The organism is Novosphingobium humi (assembly GCF_028607105.1).
Lineage (GTDB): Bacteria > Pseudomonadota > Alphaproteobacteria > Sphingomonadales > Sphingomonadaceae > Novosphingobium > Novosphingobium humi.
Map to the genome: position 1 here is coordinate 2,549,350 of NZ_CP117417.1, position 25,058 is coordinate 2,574,407.

Below are 25,058 nucleotides of genomic sequence, written 5' to 3' on the forward strand. Positions count from 1 at the left end.
GCGCCAATACCTGCAAATTGGTTAATGTGCAAAGCATACAGTCCTTTGCACGGCGGCCATCGATCACCGCCGCAACCGGGCGGGCGCATCACGCCCGCCCCGCTGTTTCAGACCACAGCCCCATGACAATGCTTGTATTTCTGACCCGACCCGCAAGGGCAAGGCGCATTGCGCGAATAGGCCGGATCAATCCGCGACGGATCGAAACCGGAAGGATCGAAACCGGACTGGGCGGCAGGAACCGCATCATTCTGCCCGGTGAAAGGATCGATATGCGTGGTCAGGAAATCGGGCAGTTCGGGCAGCGCGGCCGGTTCGGGTTGCGAGAACTGCAACTCGGCGGTCGACAGGATGCGCGTCACATCCTCACGGATCTGCTCGATCATCCGCTCGAACAGGCCGAAAGCCTCCTGCTTATATTCATTGATCGGCGTTTTTTGCGCATAGGCGCGCAGGAACACCACCTGACGCAGCGCATCGAGCGTGGCCAGATGCTCCTTCCAATGGTGGTCCAGCCGTTCGAGCAGCACGCTCTTTTCCACCTGACGCCAGATTTCCGGATCGTTGCGGGCGATCTTGTCGGCCATATGCGCGTCGGCCATTTCGGCCAGACGTTCCTCGATGGTCTCCGGCTCGATCCCGTCCTCGGCATGGACCCAGTCGGCAATCGGCGCCTCGATGCCCAGCGTAAAGCGCGCGGCATTGGTCAGGCCCTCGATATCCCACACTTCCGGGTAAGACCCCGGAGGGCAGGCCGTGCCGACCAGCGCGTTGACCGTATCGTGGCGCATGTCGTGAACCACTTCGTCCATGGCCTGCGCGTCCATGATGTCGGCGCGCTGTTCATAGATGACCTTGCGCTGGTCATTCATCACGTCATCATATTCGACGACCTGCTTGCGCACGTCATAATTGCGCGCTTCCACCTTTTTCTGCGCCGTCTCGATGGCCTTGGACAGCCAGCGCGAACCGATCGCCTCGCCATCGGCCAGATTGCTGTTCATCAGCTTGGAGAACATCGTGTCCGGGCCAAAGATGCGCAGCAGATCGTCCTCAAGGCAGAGGTAGAATTTCGACAGGCCGGGGTCGCCCTGACGGCCCGAACGGCCGCGAAGCTGGTTGTCGATGCGGCGGCTTTCGTGGCGCTCGGTGCCGATCACGCAAAGCCCGCCGGCCGCCAGCACCTTTTCCTTCTCGGCGTCGATCTCGGCTTTGAAACCGGCGATGATGGCGTCGCGCTCCGGCCCTTCGGGCATGTCGCGCAATTCATCCTCGATGCGGAATTCCAGATTGCCGCCCAGCTTGATGTCGGTCCCGCGCCCGGCCATGTTGGTGGCGATGGTCACGGCGCCCAGACGGCCCGCCTGCGCCACGATATGGGCCTCCATCTCGTGGAAACGGGCGTTGAGCACATTGTGCTTCACACCTTCCTTGGTCAGGAATTCGCTGAGCAGTTCGGACTTTTCAATCGAGACCGTACCCACCAGCACCGGCTGCCCGATCTCGTTCTTTTCGCGGATCAGCTTGGCAATCGCGGCAAACTTGTCGAGCGTGTTCTTGTAGAACTCGTCCTCTTCGTCGATGCGCTGCACCGGAACGTTGGTGGGGATGGTCACCACGTTCATCTTGTAGATGTCGAAGAATTCGGCAGCTTCGGTCGCCGCCGTGCCGGTCATGCCGCAAAGCTTGGGATACATGCGGAAATAGTTCTGGAAGGTGATCGAGGCCATCGTCTGGTTTTCCGGCTCGATCTTGACGCCTTCCTTGGCCTCGACCGCCTGATGCAACCCGTTCGACCAGCGGCGGCCGTCCATCATGCGCCCGGTGAACTCGTCGATGATAACGACCTTGCCGTCCTTGACGATGTAATCAATGTCGCGCTTGAACATGACATTGGCCTTCATCGCCTGATCGAGGTGATGAACGACCTGTGTGTTTTCAATGGCATAAAGGTTGCTGCCTTCCAGCAGCCCCGCGCTTTCGAGCAGGCGCTCGGCCTTTTCCACGCCATCCTCGGTCAGCGTGACATTCTTCGACTTTTCATCGGCCTCATAGGTCGATTCGTCGGCAATCAACTGGCGCACCACCGCATCGACCGAGACGTAGAGGTCGCTCTTGTCATCGGTGGGGCCGGAAATGATCAAGGGCGTGCGCGCCTCGTCGATCAGGATCGAGTCCACTTCGTCAACAATCGCGTAATTGAACGGGCGGTGGACCATCTGATCGCGATCATGCTTCATATTGTCGCGCAGATAGTCAAAACCCAGCTCATTGTTGGTGGCATAGGTAATGTCGCAATTATACGCCTCGCGCCGCTCATATTCGTTGAGGTTGGGCACGATCACGCCCACGCTCAGGCCGAGGAAATTATACAGCACGCCCATGGTTTCCGCGTCGCGGCGGGCCAGATAGTCGTTGACCGTAACGACATGCACGCCCTTGCCTTCCAGCGCGTTCAGATAAACCGCCAGCGTCGCCACCAGCGTCTTGCCCTCGCCGGTACGCATTTCGGCGATTTCGCCCCGGTGCAGCACGATGCCGCCGATCATCTGCACATCGAAATGGCGCATCCCCATGCAGCGCTTCGAGGCCTCGCGCACCACGGCAAAGGCTTCGGGCAGGATATCGTCAAGACTGCGCCCGCCCGCGATTTCCTCGCGGAACTTGGCGGTCATGCCGCGCAATTCCTCATCGCTCATTTCGGCCAGTTGCGGTTCATAGGCGCCGATCTGGCGCACCATCTTGTCGAGCGATTTGACGTAACGATCGTTCGACGAGCCGAAGATCGACTTGGCAAGCTTGGAAAACATGGGAAAATTCCTGAAGACAGATAGGGGTATGGGGCACCGGCACATGCGGCGCGCGCCCATGGAAAAGGACATGAGGAAAAGCGCAGAGGCGCCTTATTCGCGGGCGCGATCCACCCGCAGCCGCACCGAAGGCGCGGCATAGGCCAGCGCCAAGGGCGCGCGGGCCGCCTCGATCAGCCGGGGCTGCGCAGGCCGCGTAATCTCGCGCGCATGGGCCACCACATGGGCCGAGACCCGCGCCGCGCCCGCGCCCTGCATCGTGGCCGCAATGGCCGGACGCGCGGCAAAAGCGCGCGCATCCGTTTCCGGCGCCATCGCGGCAAGACCGGAAACCATAGCCAGAAAAGATAACAGCAGCCGAAGCATGGCACGGGATATAGGCAGGACTATGGCCGCCGTCTAGGGCGTATGCTTTATGGTTCCACCACCAGCGATTGCCGCAAGGTCACATGGCGGCGCACCGGATTGCCCTGCGCATCCTTGAAGGGTTCGCGAAAGCGGACCGCCGGACAGCCCTCTCCGATCTGCTTGAACCTGGCCTCCATCGCGCCCGTTGCCTTTTCGACGTGGCATTCGGTCTGGCGACCATCGGTTTCGACCACATAGTGAAAGATCAGTTCTCCCGGCTGGGGCAGGGTCGCGGGCGGAGGCAGAATCCAGCGCGTGCGGTTGGTATAGCTGCCCGCCACCGGCTTGCCCGCGCCGTCCAGCGCTGGTTGGAACTGAGCCCGCGCACTGATCAGATCGCAGGTCGCGCGGTCCAGCGCCGCCGATCCGCTGGTGGACACCACCACGCAATTGTTGACCGCCCCCTTGGCATCGATGGTCAGCGTGAAGCCGACAACCCCCGATTCGCCGTTTTTCACCGCAAGGGCCGGATAGTCGCCGGGGCGGATCCATCCCGCCGTCCCGTCCTTGGGTCGCGGCCCGCGCGGCAGGGTTTCCACCGCGCTCTGCGGGGGCGGCATCAAGGGCGCGGGCGGCACGCTCACCACGGATGGCGCGGCCACGGCTTGTTGCAAGAAAATCAACCCCAAAGCCAGCATAACCTGTCTCCCTAAGCCCGGCCGAGACTAGAGACGCCGCCCACCGCATACAAGGGCAAGCTTGTCTGTGCGCCCATTCTGGGCCAAGTCCGCGCGCCATGTCCCAAACCACACGCACCGCCGCCCCGGTCGGCCGCCTACCCCTGCTTGATGCCCTTCGCGGGGTGGCCGCGCTGGGGGTGGTGCTGCATCATGAAGCCCCGCTGTACGGCGCGCCGGGCCTGTTTCCGCGCGCCTATCTGGCGGTGGATTTCTTCTTCATGCTTTCGGGCTTCGTGCTGACGCTGGCCTTTGAGCCGAAATTGCGCGGCGGATTGAAGGCGTCCGATTTCATGCTCCGGCGCGCGGCGCGGTTGTGGCCGGTGCTGGCGGTGGGCGTGCTGATCGGGGCGGGATGGCGGCTGTCGGTCGGAGCCACCGGGCATCTGTGGCTGCTCACGCTCTGCGGCCTGCTGCTGGTGCCGCTGCGGCGGGGGCCGGGCGGCTTGTTTCCGATCAACGGTCCGCAATGGTCGCTGGCCTATGAACTGCTGGCCAATGCGGTGCATGCGCTGGTGCTGGCGCGGCTCGGCAATCGGCTGCTGCTGGTTTTCGTGCTGGCCTGCGCGGCGGTGCTGGCGTGGGGCGCCTATGTGTGGGGCTCGGTGGGGCTGGGCGATACGGGGCGCAACTGGTGGGGAGGTTTTGCGCGGGTGGGCTTCGGCTATGGGCTGGGCGTGTGGCTGGGGCGGCAATTTGCCGCGGGGCGCGTGCCGGTCGCGCCTTTGGGGGCCTGGGCGGGCGGCCTGCTGCTGCCGCTCGCGCTGTTCAGCCTGCCCTGGTGGCCGCTGAGCGTGGTGCCGGGCGATCTGCTGGGGGTGTTTGTGATCTTTCCTCCGGCCTTGTGGTGCGCGGCCCATGTGTCGCTGCGTGGGCCGGGGTTGAGGATTGCCGATGCTCTGGGGCGGCTGTCCTATCCGGCCTATGCCATCCATGGGCCGGTGCTGATCTGGGGGGCATCGCTGGCGCGGGCCCATGGGGCGCAGGCCGCGATGATCCGCCCGCTGACGCTGGTCGCCGTGCTGGTGCTGGCGGTCTTGCTGGCGATCAGCCCGCTGGCCCATGGGATTCCTGCCCATCGGTTTACAAGGCGCCGGAAAGGTTGAAGTGATGGGCATCAGGCGCTAACCCGCGTGGCCATGTCACACGCCATCTCTCCGCTTGCCACGCCCTTCCCTGCCCTGCCCGCGATTGCCGGGGCCACGCCGCGCGTGGCCCGCGCGCGATACAAGGAATGGGACCGCTGCGACCTGACCTATGTCGAGCTGGACGAAAACACCGCCGTGGCGGGCGTTTTCACACGCAACATCTGCTGTTCGTCCGAGGTGGAACTGGGCCGCGCCAATGTGAAGCAGGGCCGCGCGCGGGCGCTGATCGTCAATGCGGGCAATTCCAATGCCTTCACCGGCTATCGCGGGCGCGAGGCGGTCGAACAGATCATGGATCAGGTCGCGGCCCATCTGGGCTGCGCGCGCGAACAGGTGTTTGTGTCCTCGACCGGCGTGATCGGCGTCCCCCTGCCCAAGGACAAGGCCAAGGAAGGCGTCAACAATGCCCTGACCACCGCGCCCTGTTCGTGGGAGGATGCCGCCAACACGATCGGCACCACCGACACTTTTGCCAAGGGCGCGACCGCCACGGCCATCATCGGCGGCAAGACCGTGACGTTTTCCGCCATCATCAAGGGGTCGGGCATGATCGCCCCGGATATGGCCACGATGCTGGGCTATATTTTCACCGATGCGGCGATCAATCCTGTGTTCCTTCAAGAACTGCTGACCAAGGCCGCCAACGAGACCTTCAACTGCATCACGGTGGACAGCGACACCTCGACCAGCGACACGGTGCTGGCCTTTGCCACCGGCAAGGCGGGCAACACGATCATCAATTGCGAAGGCTGCGAGGGCGCCGACGCCTTTGCCGCAGCGCTGACCGATGTGTGCCGTCAACTGGCCCATCTGGTGGTCAAGGATGGCGAGGGCGCGCAGAAATTCATCGCCGTTTCCGTCACCGGGGCGGTTTCGGATGAGAGCGCGCGGCGGATCGGCATGGCGATTGCCAATTCGCCGCTGGTCAAAACCGCCATCGCGGGCGAGGACGCCAATTGGGGCCGCATCGTCATGGCCGTGGGCAAGGCGGGCGAGCCTGCCGACCGCGACCGCCTCTCCATCGGCTTTGGCGGCGTGTGGCAGGCCAAGGACGGCCAGCCCCTGCCCGATTATGATGAGGCCCCGGTGGCCGCCCATCTGAAAGGTCAGGAGATCAGCATCGAGGTTGATATCGGCCTTGGCGAAGGGCGCGCCACGGTTTGGACCTGCGACCTGACGCATGGCTATATCTCGATCAACGCCGATTACCGGAGCTGACGCGCATGCTGACAATCTGGGGTCGATTGAACTCGCATAATGTCAAAAAGGTCGTCTGGGCGGCGGTGGAAACCGGGCAGGAATGGGTGCGCCATGATATCGGCGGCTCGTTTGGCTACAGCCCCGAATATCTGGCCATGAACCCCAACCGGCTGGTGCCTACGCTGGTCGAGGACGATTTCTCGCTGTGGGAATCGAACGCCATCCTGCGCTATCTGGCCGATGCCCATGCGCCGCATCTCTGGCCGCAGGGCCTGCGCGCGCGGGCTTTGGCGGACAAGTGGATGGACTGGCAATTCACCTTTGCCGATGCGCAGCGTGACGGTTTCCTGCAGATGGTGCGCGTGGCCGAGGCCGACCGCGATGCCGCCAAGATCGAGCGCACCATTGCCGAGACCAACAAGCTGATGCGGATCATGGATAATGCGCTGGCGGGTCAGGAATTCCTGACCGGAGCGGATTTCGGCATCGCCGACATTCCGATGGGCGCCTATGCCTACACATGGTTCAAGCTGGGCTTTGCGCGCGAGGATGTTCCCCATATCCGTCGCTGGTTTGACGCGGTCAGCGCCCGCCCCGGCTTCCAATATGTCGCCATCCCCCTCACCTGAAAGGCGCGATCCATGACCGATACTTTGAGCGAAGCCGTCCATGATGTGATGGCCGATGCGGCGGCCCGCGCCATCCGTCCGCGTTATCAGCATCTGGCCGCCGCCGACATCATCGAGAAAGCCGCCGACGATCTGGTGACGGTTGCCGACAGGGAGAGCGAGGCGATTCTGGCCGAGGGTCTGGCCCGCATCCTGCCCGAGGCGGCGATTGTGGGCGAGGAGGCGGCCTTTGCCGATCCCTCGATCATGGGGCGTCTGGGCAGCGACCTGTGCTGGATCATCGACCCGCTGGACGGCACCAACAATTTCGCCCATGGCCGCGCGCCTTTCGGCATCCTTGTCGCGCTGGCGCAGGGGGGCGAGACGATTGGCGGCTGGATCTATGATGTGCTTTCGGGCCGGTTCTGCCATGCGCGGATCGGCGAAGGGGCCTATCTCAACGGCGAGCGCCTGACGGCCCGCCCCACCGGGCAAAACCCGGCGATTGCGGCGATCTCGGTCATCTTTGCCGATCCTGCGCGCCGCGCCGCGCTGATGGATCACATTGCGCCCCATTACCAACTGGTCGACATCCCTCGCTGCGCCGCCGAGCAATATCCGCGTCTGGCCACGGGCGTGAATGATGTGTCGCTGTTTGAACGCACGCTGGCGTGGGATCATGCCGCGGGCGTATTGTTCCTGAACGAGGCGGGCGGCAAGGCGGCGCGTTTTGACGGCACGCCCTATCGCGTGGACGAGGACCGGCGGGGCCTGATCGGCGCCTCCTCGCCGGCGCTGTGGGACGAACTGGCGGAACGGATGGCGGCGATTTGATCTCCGGCTACATCCCCCTCGCGCTGCTGCTGGTCAATGCGCGCACAATCCATCTGTTCTGGCAGGACAAGCGCTATGCCCGCGAGGGCCGCCGCCGCATCCCGGAATCCAGCCTGCTGATGATGGCGGCCATCGGCGGGACGCCGGGGGCGTTGATCGCCCGGCAGTGGTTTCGCCATAAAACCCGCAAACAACCGTTTTCAACCCATCTGTGGTTGATCGCGGCGATACAGGCGGGACTGTTGATCGGGTGCTTTGTGCCTTACTGAATGGCAAAGGGGGCGCCGTTGCCGACGCCCCCTGTTGCTTTGCCGGATGGCTCAGGCGATCAGAGCGCGCCCTGAATCCATGCCTTGAGCTGGCTCTTGGGCGCCGCGCCCAGCTTTTGCGCCACCGGCTTGCCATCCTTGAACACCAGCAGCAGCGGGATCGACTGGACGCCGAACTGGCTGGCGGTTTCGGTGTTTTCCATGATGTCCACCTTGGCGATGGTCACTTCCTCGCCCAATTCCTCGCTCAATTCCTCCAGAGCCGGGCCGATCATCTTGCAAGGCCCGCACCAGTCGGCCCAGAAATCGACCACGACCGGCTTGTCAGAAGCCAGCACGTCGGTGGAAAAGCTTGCGTCGGTAACCTTGATCGTGGCCATGGCCTGAAATCTCCTGAAATGTTGTGTCTAAGATAGTCGATGATGGGGCGGGCGCAACCACCCTAGGGCGTCAAGCTTTCCTGCTTGGGCCGCAAGCTGGCCTTGTGCGGCGCCAACAGGTCCGCCGACAAGGTGATCAGATGCGGCCCGGTGGTATAGAGCAGCGCCGCCTCGACCCGCCGCCCCGGATAGGCGACCTCAAGCGCCGCGACATAGGCCGCCATCTGGCGCAGGATCGCGACGGAAACCTGCGCCGCACTGGTGGCCGGGCGCCGCGCGGTCTTGAAATCGATCAGGCGGATCAGATCGGGCGTGATCAGCAAGCGGTCGATGGTCCCGGCCACCACCTGCGGGCCCACCGTGGCGGCAATCGGCACTTCGGCCAGAGCATCCGGCCCGAACAGGTCGGCCCATTGCGGATTGGCCAGCACGTCGATGGCGGCCTGCGCCATGTCGCGATGGGCCGCCTCGTCCAAATCGCGCGCCTGTCGGCCCAGCCATGCCAGCGCCGCGCCCATCGGATCGGCCGCGCCCGGCAGGCGTTCGAGCAGCGCATGGATCAGCGTGCCGCGCCGCGCCGCCGCCGCGCGCGCAGGGCCAAGGGCGGTGGGCGGATCGGCGGCGGTATCCTCGCCCAGCGCCGATGGAGCCAGCGGGCGCGGCGGCCGCGCTTCCTCGGGCGCGGCGCGGGTCAGCCAGCCCGGCTTGCCCGCCTCCATGCCCAGTTCCATCGTCTCGGCCTGCCATTGCGGCGCATCGGCCAACGCGCCAAACCGCGCCTCTGCGCCCCACAACGGATCGGCGACCCAATCCTCGGGCGCAAAAGTTTCGGCAAGGCGGGCATACCAGCTCCCCTTGGCCGGTTCCTTTTCATTGGCGGCCAGCGCGCCGCCGATAAACAAGGCCTCCTCGGCGCGCGTCATGGCGACATAGAGCAGGCGCCAATGTTCCTCGCCCTCGGCCTTGGCGGCGCGGGCGGCGGCCTCGGCAATCGGCCCCTGCCGCTCCTCCTTGCCCAGATTGGGCAGCGGCACCATGCGCTCGTCCCCGGTGATCGCCGCGCTGGGGTCCTCGACCGAGAGCGGCGACCCCTTGCTCTTGGCCGGATCGCCGGTGGCATCGGCCAGAATGACAATCGGCGCCTGCAACCCCTTGGACCCATGCACGGTCATCACCCGCACAAGACCATCGGACTTGCCCGCCTCGCGCTTCAATTCGCCGTCGCCCGCGTCGAACCACGCCAGAAACCCGACAAGACTGGGCGTGGCCGTGGCCGAATAGGCATGGGCGGCGTTGATCAATTCATCGAGCGGATCATTCGCCTCGCGCCCCAGCCGCGCCACCAGCCTTTCGCGCGCGCGCCACGGCCCCACCAGCAACCAGTGGATCAGCACCGGCACCGGCTCGAAATCGGCCCGCGCCAGCAATTCGTTCAATTGCGCCACCGCATCGCGGGCCAAGGCGGCCTCGCTTCGCCGCAGATGGGGCCATAAACGCCCCTCGCGCCAGCCATGTTCGAGCAATTGATCCTGCGACCAGCCGAACAGCGGCGAAACCAGCAGCGCGGCCAGATTGAGGTCATCCAGAGGTTGCGCGGCAAAACGCAGCGCCGCCACCAGATCCTTGACCGCCAGCGGCGCGCCCAGCCGCAGCCGGTCCACCCCCGCCACCGGCACGCCCGCCGCATGCAGCCGCGCCACGATCAGCCCGGCCAGCTCGCGCCGCTTGCGCACCAGCACCATGATGTCGCCCGCCCCGGCCCGGCGCGCCACCTTGCGCCCCTTGATCAGCGGAAAACCATCGGGCGAAAACAGCCAGTGCTTAACCTGCCGCGCGATGCGGTCGGCCATCTCGCGTTCGGGGCGCGAGAGCCATGTGTCCTCGGCCTCGTCATCCTCATCAGCGCTCCCGCCATTGGCCCCGCCCACCGGGCGCCACAGCGTCACCAATCCGGGCCGCGCCTCGCCCTGATGCGGCTCTGGCGCGGTGTCCAGACCAAAGGCCTCGGCCCCCAGATGGGCAATCGCGCGGTCGACGAAATCCAGCACAGGTGCGGCGGTGCGGAAGGATCGCTCCAGCCCCAGTTCCATCAGGCGATGCGCCTCTGGCCCACCCCGGATCGCCTCGGCATTGTCGGCCGCGCCGCCCATGCGGGCTTTGACCCTTTCGCGCGCGGCGGCAAAGTTTTCCGGGCTGGTGCCTTGAAAGCCAAAGATGGCCTGTTTGAAATCGCCCACCACAAACAGGGTGCGCGCCGCCTCGGCATGGGCGCCCTCGCCGGCGAAAAACTCCTCGGTCAGCGCCTCGATGATCCGCCATTGCTGCGCATTGGTATCCTGCGCCTCGTCCACAAGGATATGGTCGAACCGGCGGTCCAGCTTGTAGCGGATCCAGTCGGCCATATCGGCGCGGCTGAGCAGATCGGCGGCATGGGCGATCTGATCGTCAAAGTCGATCAGCCCCTCGCGCGCCTTGGCCTCTTCCCAAGCCAGCGCATAGGCCCGGCCCAATTCCAGCGCCGGGGCCAGCCATCCGGCCAGCGCGATCAACGCCCGCCGCGCCTTGACCGCCTCGATCTTCAGCCCCACGCGATAGCAATATTCGCCATAATCGGGCGCGATATTGTCGAGGTTTTTGAGATAGGAAGGCACGCCCTCCTTGGTGAACAGCGCCGAATAGAGATCGCCCAACCGCTCCAGCCGCTGCTCTGCCCCTGCCTCCAGCCAGTCGCAGAGCGCATTGGCCTTTTTCTCGGCCGTGGCGGTCATATTGCCCTTTTTGTCGGTCCATTGCTTGACCACATCAAGCAGCCAGCGCACCGAGCGCACATCAAACGCCTCATCCTCGCACATGGCCACGACCTGCGCCATATCGGCATCGGCGGGCAGACCCAGCGCCTGTTTGACGCGCGGCGCCACCGGCACAGCCCACGCGCCCGGCCCGAACCACAGCCCCCGCGCGCCCGCACAGCGCATAAGCCAGCCCTCAACCGCATCCCCGCCCATCCGCAGCGACAGCGAGGCCAGCGCATTGAGCAGCGCGCCATCCCCCCGCTTTTCCGCGTCCAGCAACAGATCGGCCAGCACCTGCCGCGCCAGCAGGGTCTTTTCATGCTCCTCCATCGGCCGCGCGCCCGCGCTCAATCCCGCTTCCTCCGGGAAGGCCGCCAGCAACCATTGCGAGAACGCATGGATCGTGTCGATCCGCAACCCGCCGCCGGGGCAATCGAGCACCGAGGCAAAAAGCGTGCGCGCCCGCGCCTGCACATCGGGCGTGTAAGGCGCGCCGATGGCGTCCAGTTCGGCCGCCAGCCGCGTCGGTTCGGCCCGCACCCATCCGGCCAGCTTGCTGTTGATGCGCTCGGCCATTTCGGTCGCGCCCGCCTTGGTAAAGGTCAGGCACAGGATCTGTTCGGGCCGCACATGGGGCGTAAGCAGCAGACGCAGCACGCGCGAGGAGAGCACCTGCGTCTTGCCCGTCCCCGCGCTGGCCGAGAGCCATACGGTTTCTTGCGGAAGCGCCGCCAGCGCCTGATTGCCATGCAGCGGGTGCAATGTCTGAGGCTCGCTCATGCCCCGTCCTCCGGCGTTTCCTGCGCCACGTCATCCGACCCGATCCAGCCGATCCATTCATCCAGCCGCATCAATTGGTCATAGTCATTGTATGAGGGAATATCGGGCCGCAGCCGCGCGGTGAAAGGCGCCTGACCCAAGAGCCATTGGCTGATCGCGTCGGTCAGATATTCCTCGGTCCGGTGAAGGAATTCCTCGCGCGGGATGCCCGATTTCTTGCGCCCTTCCAGCACGGGTTCGTCGCGCCAGCCAAAGCCGGGCCCCTTTGCATGATTGGGCTTGCGCCGGGAAAGCGACCAATATTCAAAGACATTGGGCACGCCATCGACATCCTTGAACCCGCCGTCGGCCGCGATCATCCCGATCAGGCCCAATTGCAGCGCAAAGCCTGCCTCGACCATCTTGCCGCTGGGCGGGCTGCCGGTCTTGTAATCGACCACGGCCAGCTTGCCATCGGGCGTGCGGTCGATGCGGTCGGCGCGGCCATGGATGCGGATGCCATCGATCCGCATTTCACCCCGGATTTCGGTGGCCAGAACGCGGCGCCCTTCGGCGGCCAGCTTGACCACTTCCTCATCAATCCATTCCAGCGCGGCCAGCAGGCGCGGACGCCACAGGCTGCGTTCGAGCGGGTGCGCGCTCATGCCGTCCAGCACATTGTTCGCCGTTGCGACCAAAGCCCCACGCGGCGCGCCATCCTTGTGCCACGCGTCCAGAATGGCGTGGACCGCCGTCCCGCGCCATGCCGCACTCGGCTCTGCATCCAGCGGATCGAGCGATTTGAGCCGCAGGATCGCCTGCGCATAAAACTGATAAGGATCGGCGCGGAGGCGGTCGAGCGCGGTGACCGGAATGTCGACGCGGCGCTGCTCGGCGCTGGGCATGGGTTGGGGGCGCGGATGGGGCGCGGCCACCTTGCCCACGTCAATGTCGCGGGCATAGGTGACCGCCAGTTCCTCGGCATGGCTTTTGGACAATTCCTTGCCCAACATCGCCTGAACCCGCAGGACAAAGCGGCTGGGGATGACCGGCCCGCCTTCGTCGCGATGCGCCCAACTCAGCACCACCTGCGGCGCGCCGAGGCATCCGGCAAGGTCATGCGCGGCCAGACCAATGCGAAACTCCGCCCCCGGCACGCCCAGATGGCGCAGCACAGCCGGCGGCAACAGCGGGTCGGGCGAAGGGCTGCCGGGCCATGAACCCTCGGTCAGGCCGCCGCAGATGACCAGATCGCTGCGCGTCATGCGCGCCTCCAGCAAGCCATAGATCGCCACACGCGGATGACCGCCCCATGGCGGGCGCACCGCCACCTTGTCCATCGCATGGCGCAGGACCGAGGCCAGATCGCGGACCTGTAGCCGCGTCCCTTCGGCCGATGCGGCCAGACGCAGGTTTTCGACAAAGGAGGAGAGCGAACGCCCCGGCGCCTCGGCCCACAATTCCTCGCCGCAAAGCGCTTCACCCGCGGCCACCAGCGCGTCGATCAGATCGGAAAGCGGCACTTCTTCGGGCAGGCTCATCAAGGGGCCAAGGATACCCTCAACCTCGTCCCACCATGCGGTCAATGGGCCGGGGCCGCGCTTTTTCTCAATCCGCTCGATAATCGCGCGCAAAGGCGCCAGCCCCGCATCCGGCCTTGGCCCGCGCAGGTTGAGGTCCAGCACGCGCACATGGTCCAGCCACAAGGCGCGCCCCTGCGATCCGCCCACCATCGGATGGCCCAGCAGCGCGATCAGCGGCACCGGCGGCGCGCCCTCGCCCGCCACCTCGGCCAGCAGGAGCATCAACCGCCCCGCCGCCGTCTGGGGCAAGGCGCGGCCCGCCGTATCATCCGCCTTGATGCCCCAACGCTGCAGATGGGCGACCACCCGGCTTGCCAGCCCGCGATCAGGCGTGACCAGCGCCACCCGCTTTTCGGGCGTTTCCAGCGCCTCGCGCATCAGGATGGCGATGGCTTGGGCTTCCTCGCCCGGATGTTCGCTCTGCATCAGGCGCACCGCCGAGAGCCGCCTTTGCCGCTCGGCCAGATCGACCCAGCGCGCCGAGGCCCGCGCGGGCAGAAACAGGTTCGAGATCGCCTTGCTGCGTTCGGGCGGGGCCGCCGAGGGCCCGGCGCGATGCCACAGGTCCAGTTCGCCCCGCGCCACGCCCATGCGGTTGAGCAGCAGTTTCAAATGATATTGCGGATGGGTCAGCGCATCCTCGCGCCCAAACGGAGCCGCACCCAATTCGGGCGCAACGCCGGCATGGCCCAATTCCTCCCACACCGCGTCATCGAGCGCGAGATCGAGATCGGGCAGCACCACCGCCCCGCCCGGCAGCCCCGCTACCACCCGCAAAAACCGCGCCAGCGAGGGCGAGGCGCTGGTGATCCCGGCGGCCACCACCGCATGGGGCGGCGGATTGTCGCGCCAGACAAGGGCGGCCCGATCAAACAGCATGTTGCGCCGCACGGGCGGGTCCACCTCGCCGCGCGCGTCCAGTTCGGCGCGCCAATGGGCCTGAACCGTCAGGAAAGCGCGGGTGGATTGACGCCAATGCTCGGCCTGCTCGCCAATGATGGCCAGCACGTCCTCTTTGAGCAGATCCTCAGGCGCGATGCCTTCCACGGCCAGACGGTCGATGCTTTGCGCGATTTCGGCCGCGCGGCGCAGACGCACCGCCCCGCCCTGCGCGCCTTGCGCCCCTTCGACCTGCGCCAGAATCTGCGCCAGACGCAGCCAGCGCCGAGTGGGATCGGCGGCGGGAGGAATGTCGGCCGCGCCGATCGGGTCGAGCAAAGGCCCCAGCGCCTCGTCCAGATCAAGGTCGCCCACAATGACCATGCGCGGCAAGAGCAGGCCGCCCCCTTTGCTGGAAACGGCCCCGCCGCGAAACCCATCCGTGCCCGAACGCACAAAGGCCTCGGTCAGATTGCGCGCCGCCCTCTGATTGGGCAGCAACAGCGTCAGCCGCGCCAGCCCCAGATCGGGATCGGCATAGCGCGGGATCAGCCCCGCCACCAAGGCATCGGCAAAACCGCGATGGGCGGGAATCGAATAAACCTTGGGAAGCCGGGCCGTGACCCGATCAGACACGGTTCAGCGCTTCCTCGGTGGGCGCGATGGATTGCGGCGTGCCCACCTCAAACCACTTGCCGGTGTGAACCAGACCATAAAGACGGCCCTCCTCCATCGCGCGGTCCCACAGGATGTTGGTGGAAAACGGCCCTTGCGGAGCATCGCGCAACAGGCGATGCGAGACGATCTGGATGCCGGTGAAGATGAAAGGCGCCACCTTGCGCGAGGCGCGGCGGGCCACTCGCCCCAGCGGATCAAGCGAGAAATCACCCATGCCGCGATAATTGCTGGCGTCCGAATGGCGCACCATCAGCAAGAGCGCGTCCATGCGATCCGCGTCCCATGCCGAGGACAGGTCATGAAACACATCGACCGGCCCATCGAGCCAGACATTATCCGAATTGAGCGCAAAGAAGGGATCGGGCAGCAGGCCCGCCGCCTGCGCCTTGACCATCCCGCCGCCGGTTTCCAGCAGCATGGCGCGTTCGTCCGAAATGGTGACGACCGGCTTTTGCCGCTTGCCCATATGCGCCAACAGATAATCGGCCATGTAATGAACATTGACCACCGCGCGCGCCACGCCCGCCTCGACCAGCTTGTCCAGCGCATGGTCAATCAGCGGCTTGCCCGCCACCGGCACCATCGGCTTGGGCCGCGTGGCCGTCAGGGGGCGCATTCTTTTGCCCAAGCCCGCAGAGAGCACCATCGCCGTATCGGAGACCAAAGGCTTCATGCTGCGATCCTTCCGCCATGGGCCGCGCGGATTTCGGCCGGGATATTGTCTGCAAACCAGCGCGCCACCGGGGCCAGGGCCGGATGAGCCAGATCGCGCTCCATCGCCGCCCAGACGCGCGGGATCATGTCGAGATAGCGCGCCTTGCCGTCGCGGCGGCACAGGCGCACGAAAATGCCCACGATCTTGGCATTACGCTGCGCGCCCAGCAGGGCGTAATCGGCAAGGAAGCTCTCGCGCTCAAAGCCGGTGGCGGCAAGGTAATGCTCGATCATCGCGGCCTCGATCTCGGGCGAGACATCGCGGCGCGCGTCCTGCAGCAGGCTGACCAGATCATAGGCCGGATGGCCCACCAGCGCGTCCTGAAAATCGAGCAGGCCCTGATCCGCCAATCCGCCGGGCAGCAGCATGATGTTTTCGGCATGATAATCGCGCAGGACCGTGACACCGCCGGTGGCGTTATACGCATTCTGGCGCGCGATCATCGGGGCCAAAGCCTCCTCCCACGCCGCATCATAGCCCGCCTCATCGACGCTCAGCCCCATCGCGGGCGCATACCATTCGGTGAGCAGCCGCACCTCGCGCCGGTAAACCGCCCAGTCATAGGGCGCCCAAGGCCCGCCGGGCAGGCGCGTCAAAGCCACCAGCGGGGCCAGCGCGCCTTCATAGACCGCGCGCTCGTCCTGCGGGCGTTCATCCAGCCAGTCACGCACCCGGTCATTGCCGAAATCCTCCAGCAGCACCCAGCCCTGCGCGGCCTGCTGCGCCAGAATGGCGGGCGCGCGCAGGCCATTCGCCCCCAGCCATACGGCCACGGCCAGAAACGGCGCGGGATCTTCCTGCGGCGGCGGGGCATGCATCAGCATGGCCGTTTCGCCCATTTCGCGGCGCAGGCGGAAATAGCGGCGGAACGAGGCATCGCCGGGCAAAGGCTCCACAGCGGCATCGCCCCAACCGGCATGGGCAACAAATTCGGTCAGACCATCGGGCAAAGTGTTCAGCATGGCACGCGCCCTAGCCAATCGGCCCCCGGTTCGACAATGGCCCTGCGCCCTTCATCCGCAGATTCGAGCGTGATCGACAGGCATCCCGGCTCATGGGCAAAGCCGCCCGCCATCTGCGGCCATTCGGCAATCAGCACCCCGCCCTCGCGATATTCATCCAACCCCAGTTCCTGCGCCTCGGACGGATCGGCCAGGCGGTAGAAATCGGCATGGACCAGCGGAAAGCGCAGGCCGTCGTATGGCTCGATGATCGCGAAACTGGGCGAAGGCACCTCGCCCTCATGGCCCAAACCGGCGATGATCGCGCGGGCCAGCGTGGTTTTGCCCGCGCCCAGCCCGCCGTTCAGGGCAACCACATCGCCGGGGCGCAAAGCGGCGGCAATCGCCATGCCCCACCGCTCCATCGCGGCCAGATCGGGCAGCATCATTTCCATCAGTCCAGCTCCACAATCGCCGCCGTACCCTGTCCGGGCTCGGACAGGAGTTCGAGAGTGCCGCCATGCGCCTCGATCAATTGCCGGGCCAAAGGCAGGCCCAATCCCTGCCGCCGCGCCGCGCCCTTGGCGTCCGGGCTGGTCGGCTGGATCGGCAAACCGTCAAAGGCGCGGGCCAACGCGGCGCGGTCCATGCCCGGCCCATTGTCCGAAATGACCACGCGGGCGCGCTGTTTTCCATCGCCGTTTTTGCCATCCTTTTGGCGCGAGCGATGCCGCCCCACTTCGACCAGAATGCGCCCGCCGCGCGGCGTGGCGTCCAGCGCATTGTCGAGCAGATGCGCCAGCGCGCGGCCCAGACGGCGCGGATCGGCCTCGATCTTCCCCGCGTTCAGGCTGCTGCCGCGCAGGTCGAGTTCGAGGTGCTTTTCCGTCACCACCGCCTCGCGCTCCTGCACCAGATCGCGCATCAGGGCGAAGAGATCGACCGGTTCGAGCGCCAGCGGCAGCATCCCGGCCTCCGATTGCGAGAGGTCGAGGACATTCTCGATCTGATCGGTCAGGCGCGCCACCGAGGTCAGGATCGCCCCGACATATTCGCGCCCGCTTTCCGACAGATCGCCGCCCAGCCCCGCCTCCAGCAATTCGGCAAAACCGCCGATCGAGGTCAAAGGCGTGCGGAATTCATAGGACATATTGGCAAGGAAGCGGGTCTTGAGCTGGTCCGCCTCGACCAGGGCTGCATTGCGTTCGCGCAGCGCCTCCTCGGCCTTTTGCGAATCGGTGATGTCCAGCACGGTCAGCAAACCATTGCCATCGGGCAGCGGCACGCCCGCATATTCCAGCACCCGCCCATCGGCCAGCGCCACGCGCCCCCCGGTCTGGCGCCGCTCCAGCGTGGCGGCGCGCACGCCGTCGCCCACCGCCTGCGCCTGATCCGGCCGGGCGAGCTGCGCGGCAATCCGCTGCATCACATCATCGACATGGGGATGCGCGTCCAGCACCTCAGCCTCCAGCCCCCATGCGCTGGCAAACAGGCGGTTCCACAATTGCAGCCGCCCATCGGGGGCAAAGACCGCCACCGCCTCGAACAGGCTGTCGAACGTGGCCGTGCGGGTGCGCAGCAGCGTGTCGCGCATCGCCGAAATGCGCAAAGTCTCGGTGCGGTCCTCGACCACCATCAGCAGGCCGCCATCGGGCATCGGCTGGGCCACAACGCGCAGATGCGTGCCGTCCGAAAGCGGCCATGCCTCCTCCTGTGCGCCGGAGGCGGCGAACCATTCGGCGCGCTCCTTGCGCCATGCGCGATAGTCGCGCATTTCCGGGACACGCCCGGCCTCGCGCGCGGCATCGAGCAGCCGCTCAAAGGGCGCATCATGCAGATCGGCGGGGCCGAGCGCGAACAGGCGCTGAAACGGCTGATTGGCGAAGGTCAGGCGGTGGCGCGCATCAAATTGCGCCACGCCCGAGGAAAACAGGTCGAGCATCGAGCGCTGCGCCTCGCGGAAGGCACGGAAAGCGCGGGAGATTTCCTCCATCTCTTCAATGTCGATGGCATAGCCGGCCACGCCTTCGTTGCCCAGCGGCAGGTCGGAGACGCGCAGCGCGCGGCGCTGGCCGCCGATGGTGGCGGCGACAATGCGCTCGGCGGGGCGCTTTTCCAGCATGGCGCGAGCCGCCACCTGCGCCGGGGTCTGACCATCGACCCGCTCGACCAATTCCAGCCCGCCATTGACCACCGCCTCGGCATTGTCCGCGCCCACCGCGCGGACATAGGCCGAGTTGACCAGCCGCAGTTCGCCCTGCGGCGAGCGGAACCACATCGGGATCGGCGCCGCCTCGATCAGGCCGACCAGCGCCAGAAAATCGCTCTTCGACCGGGCGGTTTCGGCGCGCATCCGGGCGATCTGCGTCTCGGCCTCGCTGGCGTCAAACACCCAGACCTGCGCCGATCCGGCAGGCGCCACCTGCGGATCGGCCAGCCCGCCGCGCAAAGACAGCGACCGGCGCGAACCGCGCGGCGAAATGGCCAGATTGAACGAACGGCTGGTGCGCTGGGCCGAAAGCACGGCCTCGGTCAATTGCGCCAGTTGCTCGGCGCTCAACCCGCGATCGGGCTTGCCGTCGTCCAACTCGCTCAAAAACTGCGGCATGGCCGAAAAGCCCAGCCATGAGGCCAGCCGGGGCGAACCCTCGATCCGCCCGTCGCTGCGCACGATCAGCAATTGCGCCGGACTCTCCTCCACCATCCGGGCCAGCCGCCGCGCCTGACGCACCGCGCCCGCCGCCGCCCGAGCGCGCGCCAGCGAAGAGAGCACAGCCCAGCCAGCCGCCACCGCCCAAGCAGCCAGCAGCAAGCCCATGACAACCATGGCAAGAGGGGTCCATTGCATCGCCTATCAGCTAGGCGGGCGGGGGGCGGTTGGCAATGGGGGTTGTGGAGGGGATAAGGTTTAAGGGGGCCTCCGGCGGGCAAAGGGACTCGTCTCTTTGCAATCCCATGCATGGGGTGGTGGGAGGATTGCGGGGGGCGGTTTATACACGCACAAACATAAAGCCTGCGGCGCTTTTTAAGCTGCGCTGGCCGCGCCGCAGGCTTTAAAATTGCAACGCCGCGTCCGACCCCTAACGCCAAACCCAAAGCGCAAACCCCGACAGTATCGGGATTGCAAAGGGCCCCCACCCTTTGCCCGCCGGAGGCATAAAACCCCCAAAACAAAAACGCCCCGCGAGGAAATCCCCCGCGAGGCGTTTTTCAATCCATCAATCCGAAAGGATCAATAGCGGTAGTGATCCGCCTTGAACGGCCCGGCCTGCGGCACGCCGATATAGTCGGCCTGCTTCTGGCTGAGCTGGGTCAGCTTCACGCCCAGCTTTTCGAGGTGGAGCGCGGCGACCTTTTCGTCGAGGTGCTTGGGCAGGACATAGACGTCGTTCTTATAGTCGCCCGCCTTGGTGAACAGCTCGATCTGGGCCAGCGTCTGGTTGGTGAACGAGGCCGACATCACGAAGGACGGGTGGCCGGTGGCGCAGCCCAGGTTCACCAGACGGCCCTTGGCCAGAATGATGATCTGCTTGCCATCGGGGAAGGTGACGAGATCGGTGCCCGGCTTCACTTCGGTCCAGGCATAGTTCGACAGGCCAGAAATCTGGATTTCGCTGTCAAAGTGGCCGATGTTGCACACGATCGACATGGGCTTCATCGCGGCCATGTGCTCGGCGGTGATGACGTCTTCGTTGCCGGTGGCGGTCACGAAGATGTCGGCGCGGGTCACGGCTTCTTCCATCGTGACGACTTCATAGCCTTCCATCGCGGCCTGCAGCGCGCAGATGGGGTCGATTTCGGTCACCATCACGCGAGCGCCGCCATTGCGCAGCGAGGCGGCCGAGCCCTTGCCCACATCGCCGAAACCGGCCACGCAGGCGACCTTGCCGGCCAGCATCACGTCGGTGGCGCGGCGGATCGCGTCAACCAGCGATTCCTTGCAGCCATAGAGGTTGTCGAACTTCGACTTGGTCACGCTGTCGTTCACGTTGATCGCGGGGAACGGCAGCTTGCCCTGCTTGGCAAGGGCGTAGAGGCGGTGGACGCCGGTGGTGGTTTCTTCCGAAACGCCGCGGATCGCCTTGACGGTGGCGGTCAGATAGCCCGGCTTGGCCTTGAGGAAGTTCTTGAGCGCGCGCACGAACTCGATTTCTTCGGCATTGCTGGGTTCGAACAGCTCTTCGCCCGCCTCAACGCGCGCGCCCCACAGGGCGAACATCGTGGCATCGCCGCCATCGTCGAGGATCATGTTGCAGGGTTCATCGCCCCAGTCGAAAATGCGGCCCACATAGTCCCAATATTCGGCCAGGCTCTCGCCCTTGACGGCGAAGACGGGGATGTTCTGGGCGGCAATGGCGGCCGCGGCGTGGTCCTGCGTCGAGAAGATGTTGCAGGTGGCCCAGCGCACATCGGCGCCCAGCGCCACCAGCGTTTCGATCAGCACGGCGGTCTGGATCGTCATGTGCAGCGAACCGGTGATGCGTGCACCTTTCAGCGGCTGCGACGCGCCATATTCCGCGCGCAGAGCCATCAGGCCGGGCATTTCGGTTTCGGCAATGGCGATTTCCGCGCGGCCAAAATCGGCAAGACCGATATCGGCGATCACATAGTCCTTCTGGGCTTCCAGCGTGGTCACGAAAGGGCTCCTTAGCGAGTGGGCGCCAGAGGGGCGCCAATCATGGTCGCCCTTTAGCCCAGCCCCCGCCCCCACGCAAGGGATATAAAGATTGCTTTATATCCCTTGCGCATGCCCTGCGGAAATGCCCGCGTTATCCGCGCATCAGGGATAAATTCTTGTTCCCAGGCCCATGCGTGGTTGCGACTGCGAAAGGGCTGTCTATATCTGTGCGCGACACAGAGGCGGACAATCGCAACGCCCGCCCCGCATAAGGAGAAAGCCATGACCATCGCCCCCGGCGACAGCCTGCCCGACGTCAAGCTCGTCAAGTCCACCGATTCCGAGCGCGAACCCGTTCAGACCGCCGAATATTTCAAGGGCAAGAAGGCCGTTGTCTTCTCCGTGCCCGGCGCCTTCACGCCCACCTGCTCGGCCAAGCACCTGCCCGGCTTTGTGGAAAAGGCCGCTGATCTCAAGGCCGCCGGCGTGGACGAGATCGTCTGCACCGCTGTCAACGATCCTTTCGTGATGGGCGTCTGGGGCGCGCAAAAGGGCAGCGCCGATGTCACCATGCTGGCCGATGGCAATGGCGAATTCGCCGCCGCTCTGGGCCTGACGCTCGACGCCTCGGGCGCGGGCCTTGGCACGCGCGGCCAGCGTTTCGCCCTCGTCGTCAATGATGGCGTGGTGGAAAAGGTGTTCGTCGAAGGTCCGGGCGAATTCAAGGTGTCGAGCGCCGAATACGTGCTGGAAAACCTCTGATTTTCCGCTGACCTTCCGGTCACGCAAAGACCCCGGTGCCGCGCTGGCGCCGGGGTTTTTTGTGCGCCTTCACGCCGCCTTTTCGTCCAACAGCTTGACCTCGATCGCGCGCCACAGGCGATCAAGCGCGCGGGCCGGTTCGCAATTGGGCGCGAATGTGCCGATGGGGGCGCGGCGAAAGGCGGTCTGCTCGATCATGCTGGCCATGGGGATCACCGGGAAAGGCGCCATTTTGCCCTCGCGCGCGGCCCTGTGCCCTTTGCGCCGCGCATCATACATGGAAAGCACCGGCAAGAGCGGCGGATGCCGCCCATTCTCCCGCAACAGATCGCGCCGCAGCAGATCGAGCGCCCGCGCCGCCAGCGGCGAGGCAGGCAGCGGCACAATCAAAACATCGGCCGCAGCAATGATCTGCTCGCTCACCTCATTCTGCATCGGCGGGCAATCGAGGATGATCCGGGAAAATTCGCGCCGCAGCGGCCATGTCAGTTGCGCCAGTCGCTTCTTCTGCCCCAACCGCGCCAGATGCACCGGCAGGCTGCGCAAACTGTCATCGGCGCGCAGCAGGGACAGGCCGATATAGGGCGTCGGCTCGATCAATTGTTCGGGCCGCCCCTCGCGCTGAAACAGGCTGGCCGCGCGCATCCTCGGCGCTTCCTCCATGCCCAGCAGGAACCCGGCCCCGCCCTGCACGTCCAAATCCCACAGCAGCGTGCGATGCCCGCCCATAACGGCCGAGCGCCAGGCCAGATCGACCGCCAGCGTCGTCTTTCCCACGCCGCCCTTGGAACTGTACACCGCAATAACCGCCATGATGCCGCATGCTCGAAATGGTTAAAAACCGTTAAGCCTTAACATCGACCTCTCGCATGATGACGGTTTTGCGCAAGGGGGGAATTGGGGATGGTTCAAAATGGGATCGCACCAGCCCCAAATCCTGCTTCAATACTGCGACATCGGGATGGGCGTATCGCCGCTGGTCATCGAATTGTTGCCGAAGGATCGCGATGCCCCCCCCGATTGCAGATCCATCGACTTGGGGCTGCCCAACAGATTGTTGTCGGCCATGATCGCGTCATTGCCGTTGCCGATCACGCGCACGCCCGATTCGCTGTTGGACAAAAACAGCGTTCGATAGATCTTGGCATGCGCCATACCGTCGGCGCCGGACACCAGCACGCCGACGCGATTGTTGAATATCACCGAATCATTGAGCGTTACCCGGCAATTGGTGGTGGAATAGATATAGACCCCCGCCCCCACCGTGCCCCCGGCCAGACAATCCTTGATCGAGACGCGGTTCAACAGGACATCGCCCGCCTTGAGCACCTGCACCCCATAGCCATAGGCAAGGCCCCGCGCCGTGGCGAGGCATTCGAGCGCCACATTGTCGAGCATCACCTTGTCCGTGCTGGCCGCATTGACGGTGATCGAGGCGACCATCGACATCTGGCCATATTCGGAACGGATGGTCAGGCTGCGGTCGATCGTGGCCGCGCCGTAAAACCCGCTGTCCATCACAAAGATCGTGCCGCCCGGCGCGGTCTGCCGGATGGCATAGGCCAGCGTGGCGCAGGGCACCAGCGCCAGACAGCCCCCGCTGTCCATCCCCTCGGCCGAAATCCATGTCTGGTCCACCAGCGCATGGGCGGGTGCGGCCTGAAACACCATGGCGATCAGCACGCAGACCAGCAGGCGGAACCGGCGGGCGGCAGCGGTGAGAACGGCTTTGAGGGCGGCGGGGGTGTTGCGTGTCATCATGGCCTTGGGATGAGGCCGAAGATGATTTTCGTCGAAGGAAAGTCGGTTCAATTCCGAATCGATTCCCCGCCCGAATTGCCCTTGGGTTCAGCCGCGGGCCTTAATCTAGAGCGCAAGGAACCGGACGATCCACGCCTCCAGATCAATGCGCCGGTTGGACCAGCTGTGATCGGTGGCGCCATGCCCGGTCTGCAATGCCCTGCCCCCGCCTTGCGGATCGCGGCCACCATCGGCGCGTCATGCCCTCAAATTTCTCACCCGCGCCGCGCCGGATCAATAGCCCATCAGGCTCAGCACTTCCTTGCGGCTGCGCGGATCGGAGAGAAACGCGCCCATCATTCGGCTGGTCACCATGCCCACGCCCGGCGTCTTTACCCCGCGCCCGGTCATGCAGCCATGCTGGGCCTCGATCACCACGGCCACGCCGAAGGGGTCAAGATTGTCCCAGATGCACTGGGCCACCTGCGCGGTCAGGCGCTCCTGAATCTGCAGACGGCGGGCAAAGCCGTGCAGAACGCGGGCCAGCTTGGAAATCCCCACCACGCGCTCACGCGGCAGATAGGCGATGCTGGCCTTGCCGGTGATCGGGGCCATGTGATGCTCGCAATGGCTCTGAAACGGAATATCCTTGAGCAGCACGATCTCATTATAGCCGCCCACTTCCTCGAACTGGCGCGAAAGATGGACGGCCGGGTCTTCATTATAGCCCTGGCAATATTCCTTCCACGCACGCGCCACGCGCGCGGGCGTGTCGATCAGCCCTTCGCGCGAGGGATCATCGCCCGACCAGCGCAGCAGCGTGCGAATCGCCTCCTGAACATCATGGGGGACCGGCAACTTGCCGTCATCGGCATGATCGTGGTCATGCTGGTCAAAATGGTCGCTGATCTCGTTCATTCTGCGCTACTCCGGCATCCTGCGCCATACCGGCTGTCGGGGCGTCAAGGAATGATCCTCTCGCGGCATCGTCAGCGCGGTTTCGGGCCAGCATGGTTTATGGGGGGCCTGCGCCCCGATACGGCGCACGCTTTCGGCCCATATCACGGCCAAAGCAAGAACAATTCGCGGATTTTCATGGAAAGGCCACAAGGGGCAATCAGGGGATCATGTGTTGGTGCACCCGGAGCGATTCGAACGCCCGGCCCTCAGATTCGTAGTCTGATGCTCTATCCAGCTGAGCTACGGGTGCACACTGACACATTTTCCCAAACGGCCTTGAAAAAGACCGACCATTTC

20 protein-coding genes and 1 tRNA gene are annotated in these 25,058 nt (G+C 65.2%); 6 read left to right on the forward strand and 15 right to left on the reverse strand.

The annotated features are described in order from the left end of the window. Nucleotides 1–107: 107 nt before the first annotated feature. The 3 genes from secA to PQ457_RS12015 all read right to left on the reverse strand — a co-directional run bounded on the left by secA (nt 108) and on the right by PQ457_RS12015 (nt 3,820). Nucleotides 108–2,810 (reverse strand): preprotein translocase subunit SecA, encoded by a 2,703-nt coding sequence (gene secA / locus PQ457_RS12005; protein WP_273617065.1) that lies wholly within the window; start codon nt 2,808–2,810, stop codon nt 108–110. Nucleotides 2,811–2,903: 93 nt separating this feature from the next. Continuing rightward, complete coding sequence (locus tag PQ457_RS12010; RefSeq protein WP_273617066.1) at nt 2,904–3,176, reverse strand: hypothetical protein; 273 nt, start codon at nt 3,174–3,176, stop codon at nt 2,904–2,906. Between the two features lie 47 nt (nt 3,177–3,223). Beyond that, complete coding sequence (locus tag PQ457_RS12015) at nt 3,224–3,820, reverse strand: energy transducer TonB (protein WP_273617067.1); 597 nt, start codon at nt 3,818–3,820, stop codon at nt 3,224–3,226. Between the two features lie 134 nt (nt 3,821–3,954). Between PQ457_RS12015 and PQ457_RS12020 the strand changes: the two genes are divergently transcribed. Genes PQ457_RS12020 through PQ457_RS12040 form a run of 5 tightly spaced genes read left to right on the forward strand, consistent with a single transcriptional unit; the run spans nt 3,955 to nt 7,954 of the window. Then, complete coding sequence (locus PQ457_RS12020) at nt 3,955–5,001, forward strand: acyltransferase family protein (RefSeq protein WP_273617068.1); 1,047 nt, start codon at nt 3,955–3,957, stop codon at nt 4,999–5,001. A 33-nt stretch (nt 5,002–5,034) separates the two neighbouring features. Beyond that, nucleotides 5,035–6,261, forward strand: coding sequence for a bifunctional glutamate N-acetyltransferase/amino-acid acetyltransferase ArgJ (gene argJ / locus PQ457_RS12025; RefSeq protein ID WP_273617069.1), 1,227 nt, complete (start codon nt 5,035–5,037; stop codon nt 6,259–6,261). 5 nt (nt 6,262–6,266) lie between these two features. Beyond that, nucleotides 6,267–6,872, forward strand: a complete 606-nt coding sequence (locus tag PQ457_RS12030) for a glutathione S-transferase family protein (protein WP_273617070.1) — start codon at nt 6,267–6,269, stop codon at nt 6,870–6,872. Nucleotides 6,873–6,884: 12 nt separating this feature from the next. Continuing rightward, complete coding sequence (locus PQ457_RS12035; RefSeq protein ID WP_273617071.1) at nt 6,885–7,685, forward strand: inositol monophosphatase family protein; 801 nt, start codon at nt 6,885–6,887, stop codon at nt 7,683–7,685. Next, nucleotides 7,682–7,954, forward strand: a complete 273-nt coding sequence (locus tag PQ457_RS12040; protein ID WP_273617072.1) for a DUF1294 domain-containing protein — start codon at nt 7,682–7,684, stop codon at nt 7,952–7,954. Before PQ457_RS12035 ends, PQ457_RS12040 begins: the two co-directional genes overlap by 4 nt. 59 nt (nt 7,955–8,013) lie before the next feature. On the opposite strand, the gene trxA is transcribed toward PQ457_RS12040, so the two are convergent. The 8 genes from trxA to ahcY all read right to left on the reverse strand — a co-directional run bounded on the left by trxA (nt 8,014) and on the right by ahcY (nt 21,317). After that, nucleotides 8,014–8,334, reverse strand: a complete 321-nt coding sequence (gene trxA / locus PQ457_RS12045; RefSeq protein ID WP_168603902.1) for a thioredoxin — start codon at nt 8,332–8,334, stop codon at nt 8,014–8,016. Between the two features lie 62 nt (nt 8,335–8,396). Further along, nucleotides 8,397–11,906 (reverse strand): double-strand break repair helicase AddA, encoded by a 3,510-nt coding sequence (gene addA / locus PQ457_RS12050; RefSeq protein WP_273617073.1) that lies wholly within the window; start codon nt 11,904–11,906, stop codon nt 8,397–8,399. Further along, the gene (gene addB, locus PQ457_RS12055) at nt 11,903–14,983 is read right to left on the reverse strand and encodes a double-strand break repair protein AddB (RefSeq protein WP_273617074.1); all 3,081 of its coding nucleotides are present in this window, start codon (nt 14,981–14,983) and stop codon (nt 11,903–11,905) included. Before addB ends, addA begins: the two co-directional genes overlap by 4 nt. After that, entirely contained in the window at nt 14,976–15,698 is a 723-nt protein-coding gene (locus tag PQ457_RS12060; protein WP_273617075.1) for a nucleotidyltransferase family protein, read from the reverse strand. Before PQ457_RS12060 ends, addB begins: the two co-directional genes overlap by 8 nt. Continuing rightward, nucleotides 15,695–16,702 (reverse strand): aminoglycoside phosphotransferase family protein, encoded by a 1,008-nt coding sequence (locus PQ457_RS12065; protein WP_273617076.1) that lies wholly within the window; start codon nt 16,700–16,702, stop codon nt 15,695–15,697. The genes PQ457_RS12060 and PQ457_RS12065 overlap by 4 nt, the downstream gene beginning before the upstream one ends. Beyond that, on the reverse strand, nt 16,696–17,136 hold the full coding sequence (gene tsaE / locus PQ457_RS12070) for a tRNA (adenosine(37)-N6)-threonylcarbamoyltransferase complex ATPase subunit type 1 TsaE (protein WP_273617077.1): 441 nt from the start codon (nt 17,134–17,136) through the stop codon (nt 16,696–16,698). Before tsaE ends, PQ457_RS12065 begins: the two co-directional genes overlap by 7 nt. Next, nucleotides 17,136–19,529 carry a PAS domain-containing sensor histidine kinase gene (locus tag PQ457_RS12075; RefSeq protein WP_273617078.1) on the reverse strand — a complete coding sequence of 798 codons (2,394 nt, stop codon included), beginning with the start codon at nt 19,527–19,529 and terminating at the stop codon, nt 17,136–17,138. The genes tsaE and PQ457_RS12075 overlap by 1 nt, the downstream gene beginning before the upstream one ends. Nucleotides 19,530–19,913: 384 nt before the next feature. Then, nucleotides 19,914–21,317 carry an adenosylhomocysteinase gene (gene ahcY, locus PQ457_RS12080; RefSeq protein ID WP_273617079.1) on the reverse strand — a complete coding sequence of 468 codons (1,404 nt, stop codon included), beginning with the start codon at nt 21,315–21,317 and terminating at the stop codon, nt 19,914–19,916. A gap of 264 nt (nt 21,318–21,581) precedes the next feature. On the opposite strand from ahcY, the gene PQ457_RS12085 reads away from it, so the two are divergent. Continuing rightward, entirely contained in the window at nt 21,582–22,061 is a 480-nt protein-coding gene (locus PQ457_RS12085) for a peroxiredoxin (RefSeq protein ID WP_273617080.1), read from the forward strand. Nucleotides 22,062–22,130: 69 nt separating this feature from the next. Here the strand turns inward: PQ457_RS12085 and PQ457_RS12090 are convergent, their stop codons facing one another. The 4 genes from PQ457_RS12090 to PQ457_RS12105 form a co-directional block, all read right to left on the reverse strand. After that, complete coding sequence (locus tag PQ457_RS12090) at nt 22,131–22,874, reverse strand: ParA family protein (protein WP_273617081.1); 744 nt, start codon at nt 22,872–22,874, stop codon at nt 22,131–22,133. 129 nt (nt 22,875–23,003) lie between these two features. Then, a complete protein-coding gene (locus PQ457_RS12095; RefSeq protein WP_273617082.1) occupies nt 23,004–23,822 on the reverse strand; it encodes a right-handed parallel beta-helix repeat-containing protein in 819 nt (272 codons plus the stop codon). A 273-nt stretch (nt 23,823–24,095) separates the two neighbouring features. Then, nucleotides 24,096–24,719: a GTP cyclohydrolase I FolE gene (folE, locus tag PQ457_RS12100; protein ID WP_273617083.1), complete on the reverse strand. Its 624-nt coding sequence runs from the start codon at nt 24,717–24,719 to the stop codon at nt 24,096–24,098. Between the two features lie 215 nt (nt 24,720–24,934). Further along, a tRNA-Arg gene (locus PQ457_RS12105) sits at nt 24,935–25,011 on the reverse strand. Nucleotides 25,012–25,058: the final 47 nt, after the last annotated feature.

Excerpts from the sequence above, each read along its gene's own strand:
- tsaE (WP_273617077.1), bottom strand. The coding sequence starts at position 17,136 with ATGGAAATGATGCTGCCCGATCTGGCCGCGATGGAGCGGTGGGGCATG.
- PQ457_RS12075 (WP_273617078.1), bottom strand. The coding sequence starts at position 19,529 with ATGCAATGGACCCCTCTTGCCATGGTTGTCATGGGCTTGCTGCTGGCT.
- addA (WP_273617073.1), bottom strand. The coding sequence starts at position 11,906 with ATGAGCGAGCCTCAGACATTGCACCCGCTGCATGGCAATCAGGCGCTG.
- PQ457_RS12020 (WP_273617068.1), top strand. The coding sequence starts at position 3,955 with ATGTCCCAAACCACACGCACCGCCGCCCCGGTCGGCCGCCTACCCCTG.
- PQ457_RS12095 (WP_273617082.1), bottom strand. The coding sequence starts at position 23,822 with ATGATGACACGCAACACCCCCGCCGCCCTCAAAGCCGTTCTCACCGCT.
- PQ457_RS12090 (WP_273617081.1), bottom strand. The coding sequence starts at position 22,874 with ATGGCGGTTATTGCGGTGTACAGTTCCAAGGGCGGCGTGGGAAAGACG.
- trxA (WP_168603902.1), bottom strand. The coding sequence starts at position 8,334 with ATGGCCACGATCAAGGTTACCGACGCAAGCTTTTCCACCGACGTGCTG.
- PQ457_RS12035 (WP_273617071.1), top strand. The coding sequence starts at position 6,885 with ATGACCGATACTTTGAGCGAAGCCGTCCATGATGTGATGGCCGATGCG.
- PQ457_RS12030 (WP_273617070.1), top strand. The coding sequence starts at position 6,267 with ATGCTGACAATCTGGGGTCGATTGAACTCGCATAATGTCAAAAAGGTC.
- folE (WP_273617083.1), bottom strand. The coding sequence starts at position 24,719 with ATGAACGAGATCAGCGACCATTTTGACCAGCATGACCACGATCATGCC.
- PQ457_RS12010 (WP_273617066.1), bottom strand. The coding sequence starts at position 3,176 with ATGCTTCGGCTGCTGTTATCTTTTCTGGCTATGGTTTCCGGTCTTGCC.
- argJ (WP_273617069.1), top strand. The coding sequence starts at position 5,035 with ATGTCACACGCCATCTCTCCGCTTGCCACGCCCTTCCCTGCCCTGCCC.
- PQ457_RS12085 (WP_273617080.1), top strand. The coding sequence starts at position 21,582 with ATGACCATCGCCCCCGGCGACAGCCTGCCCGACGTCAAGCTCGTCAAG.
- secA (WP_273617065.1), bottom strand. The coding sequence starts at position 2,810 with ATGTTTTCCAAGCTTGCCAAGTCGATCTTCGGCTCGTCGAACGATCGT.
- PQ457_RS12060 (WP_273617075.1), bottom strand. The coding sequence starts at position 15,698 with ATGAAGCCTTTGGTCTCCGATACGGCGATGGTGCTCTCTGCGGGCTTG.
- PQ457_RS12065 (WP_273617076.1), bottom strand. The coding sequence starts at position 16,702 with ATGCTGAACACTTTGCCCGATGGTCTGACCGAATTTGTTGCCCATGCC.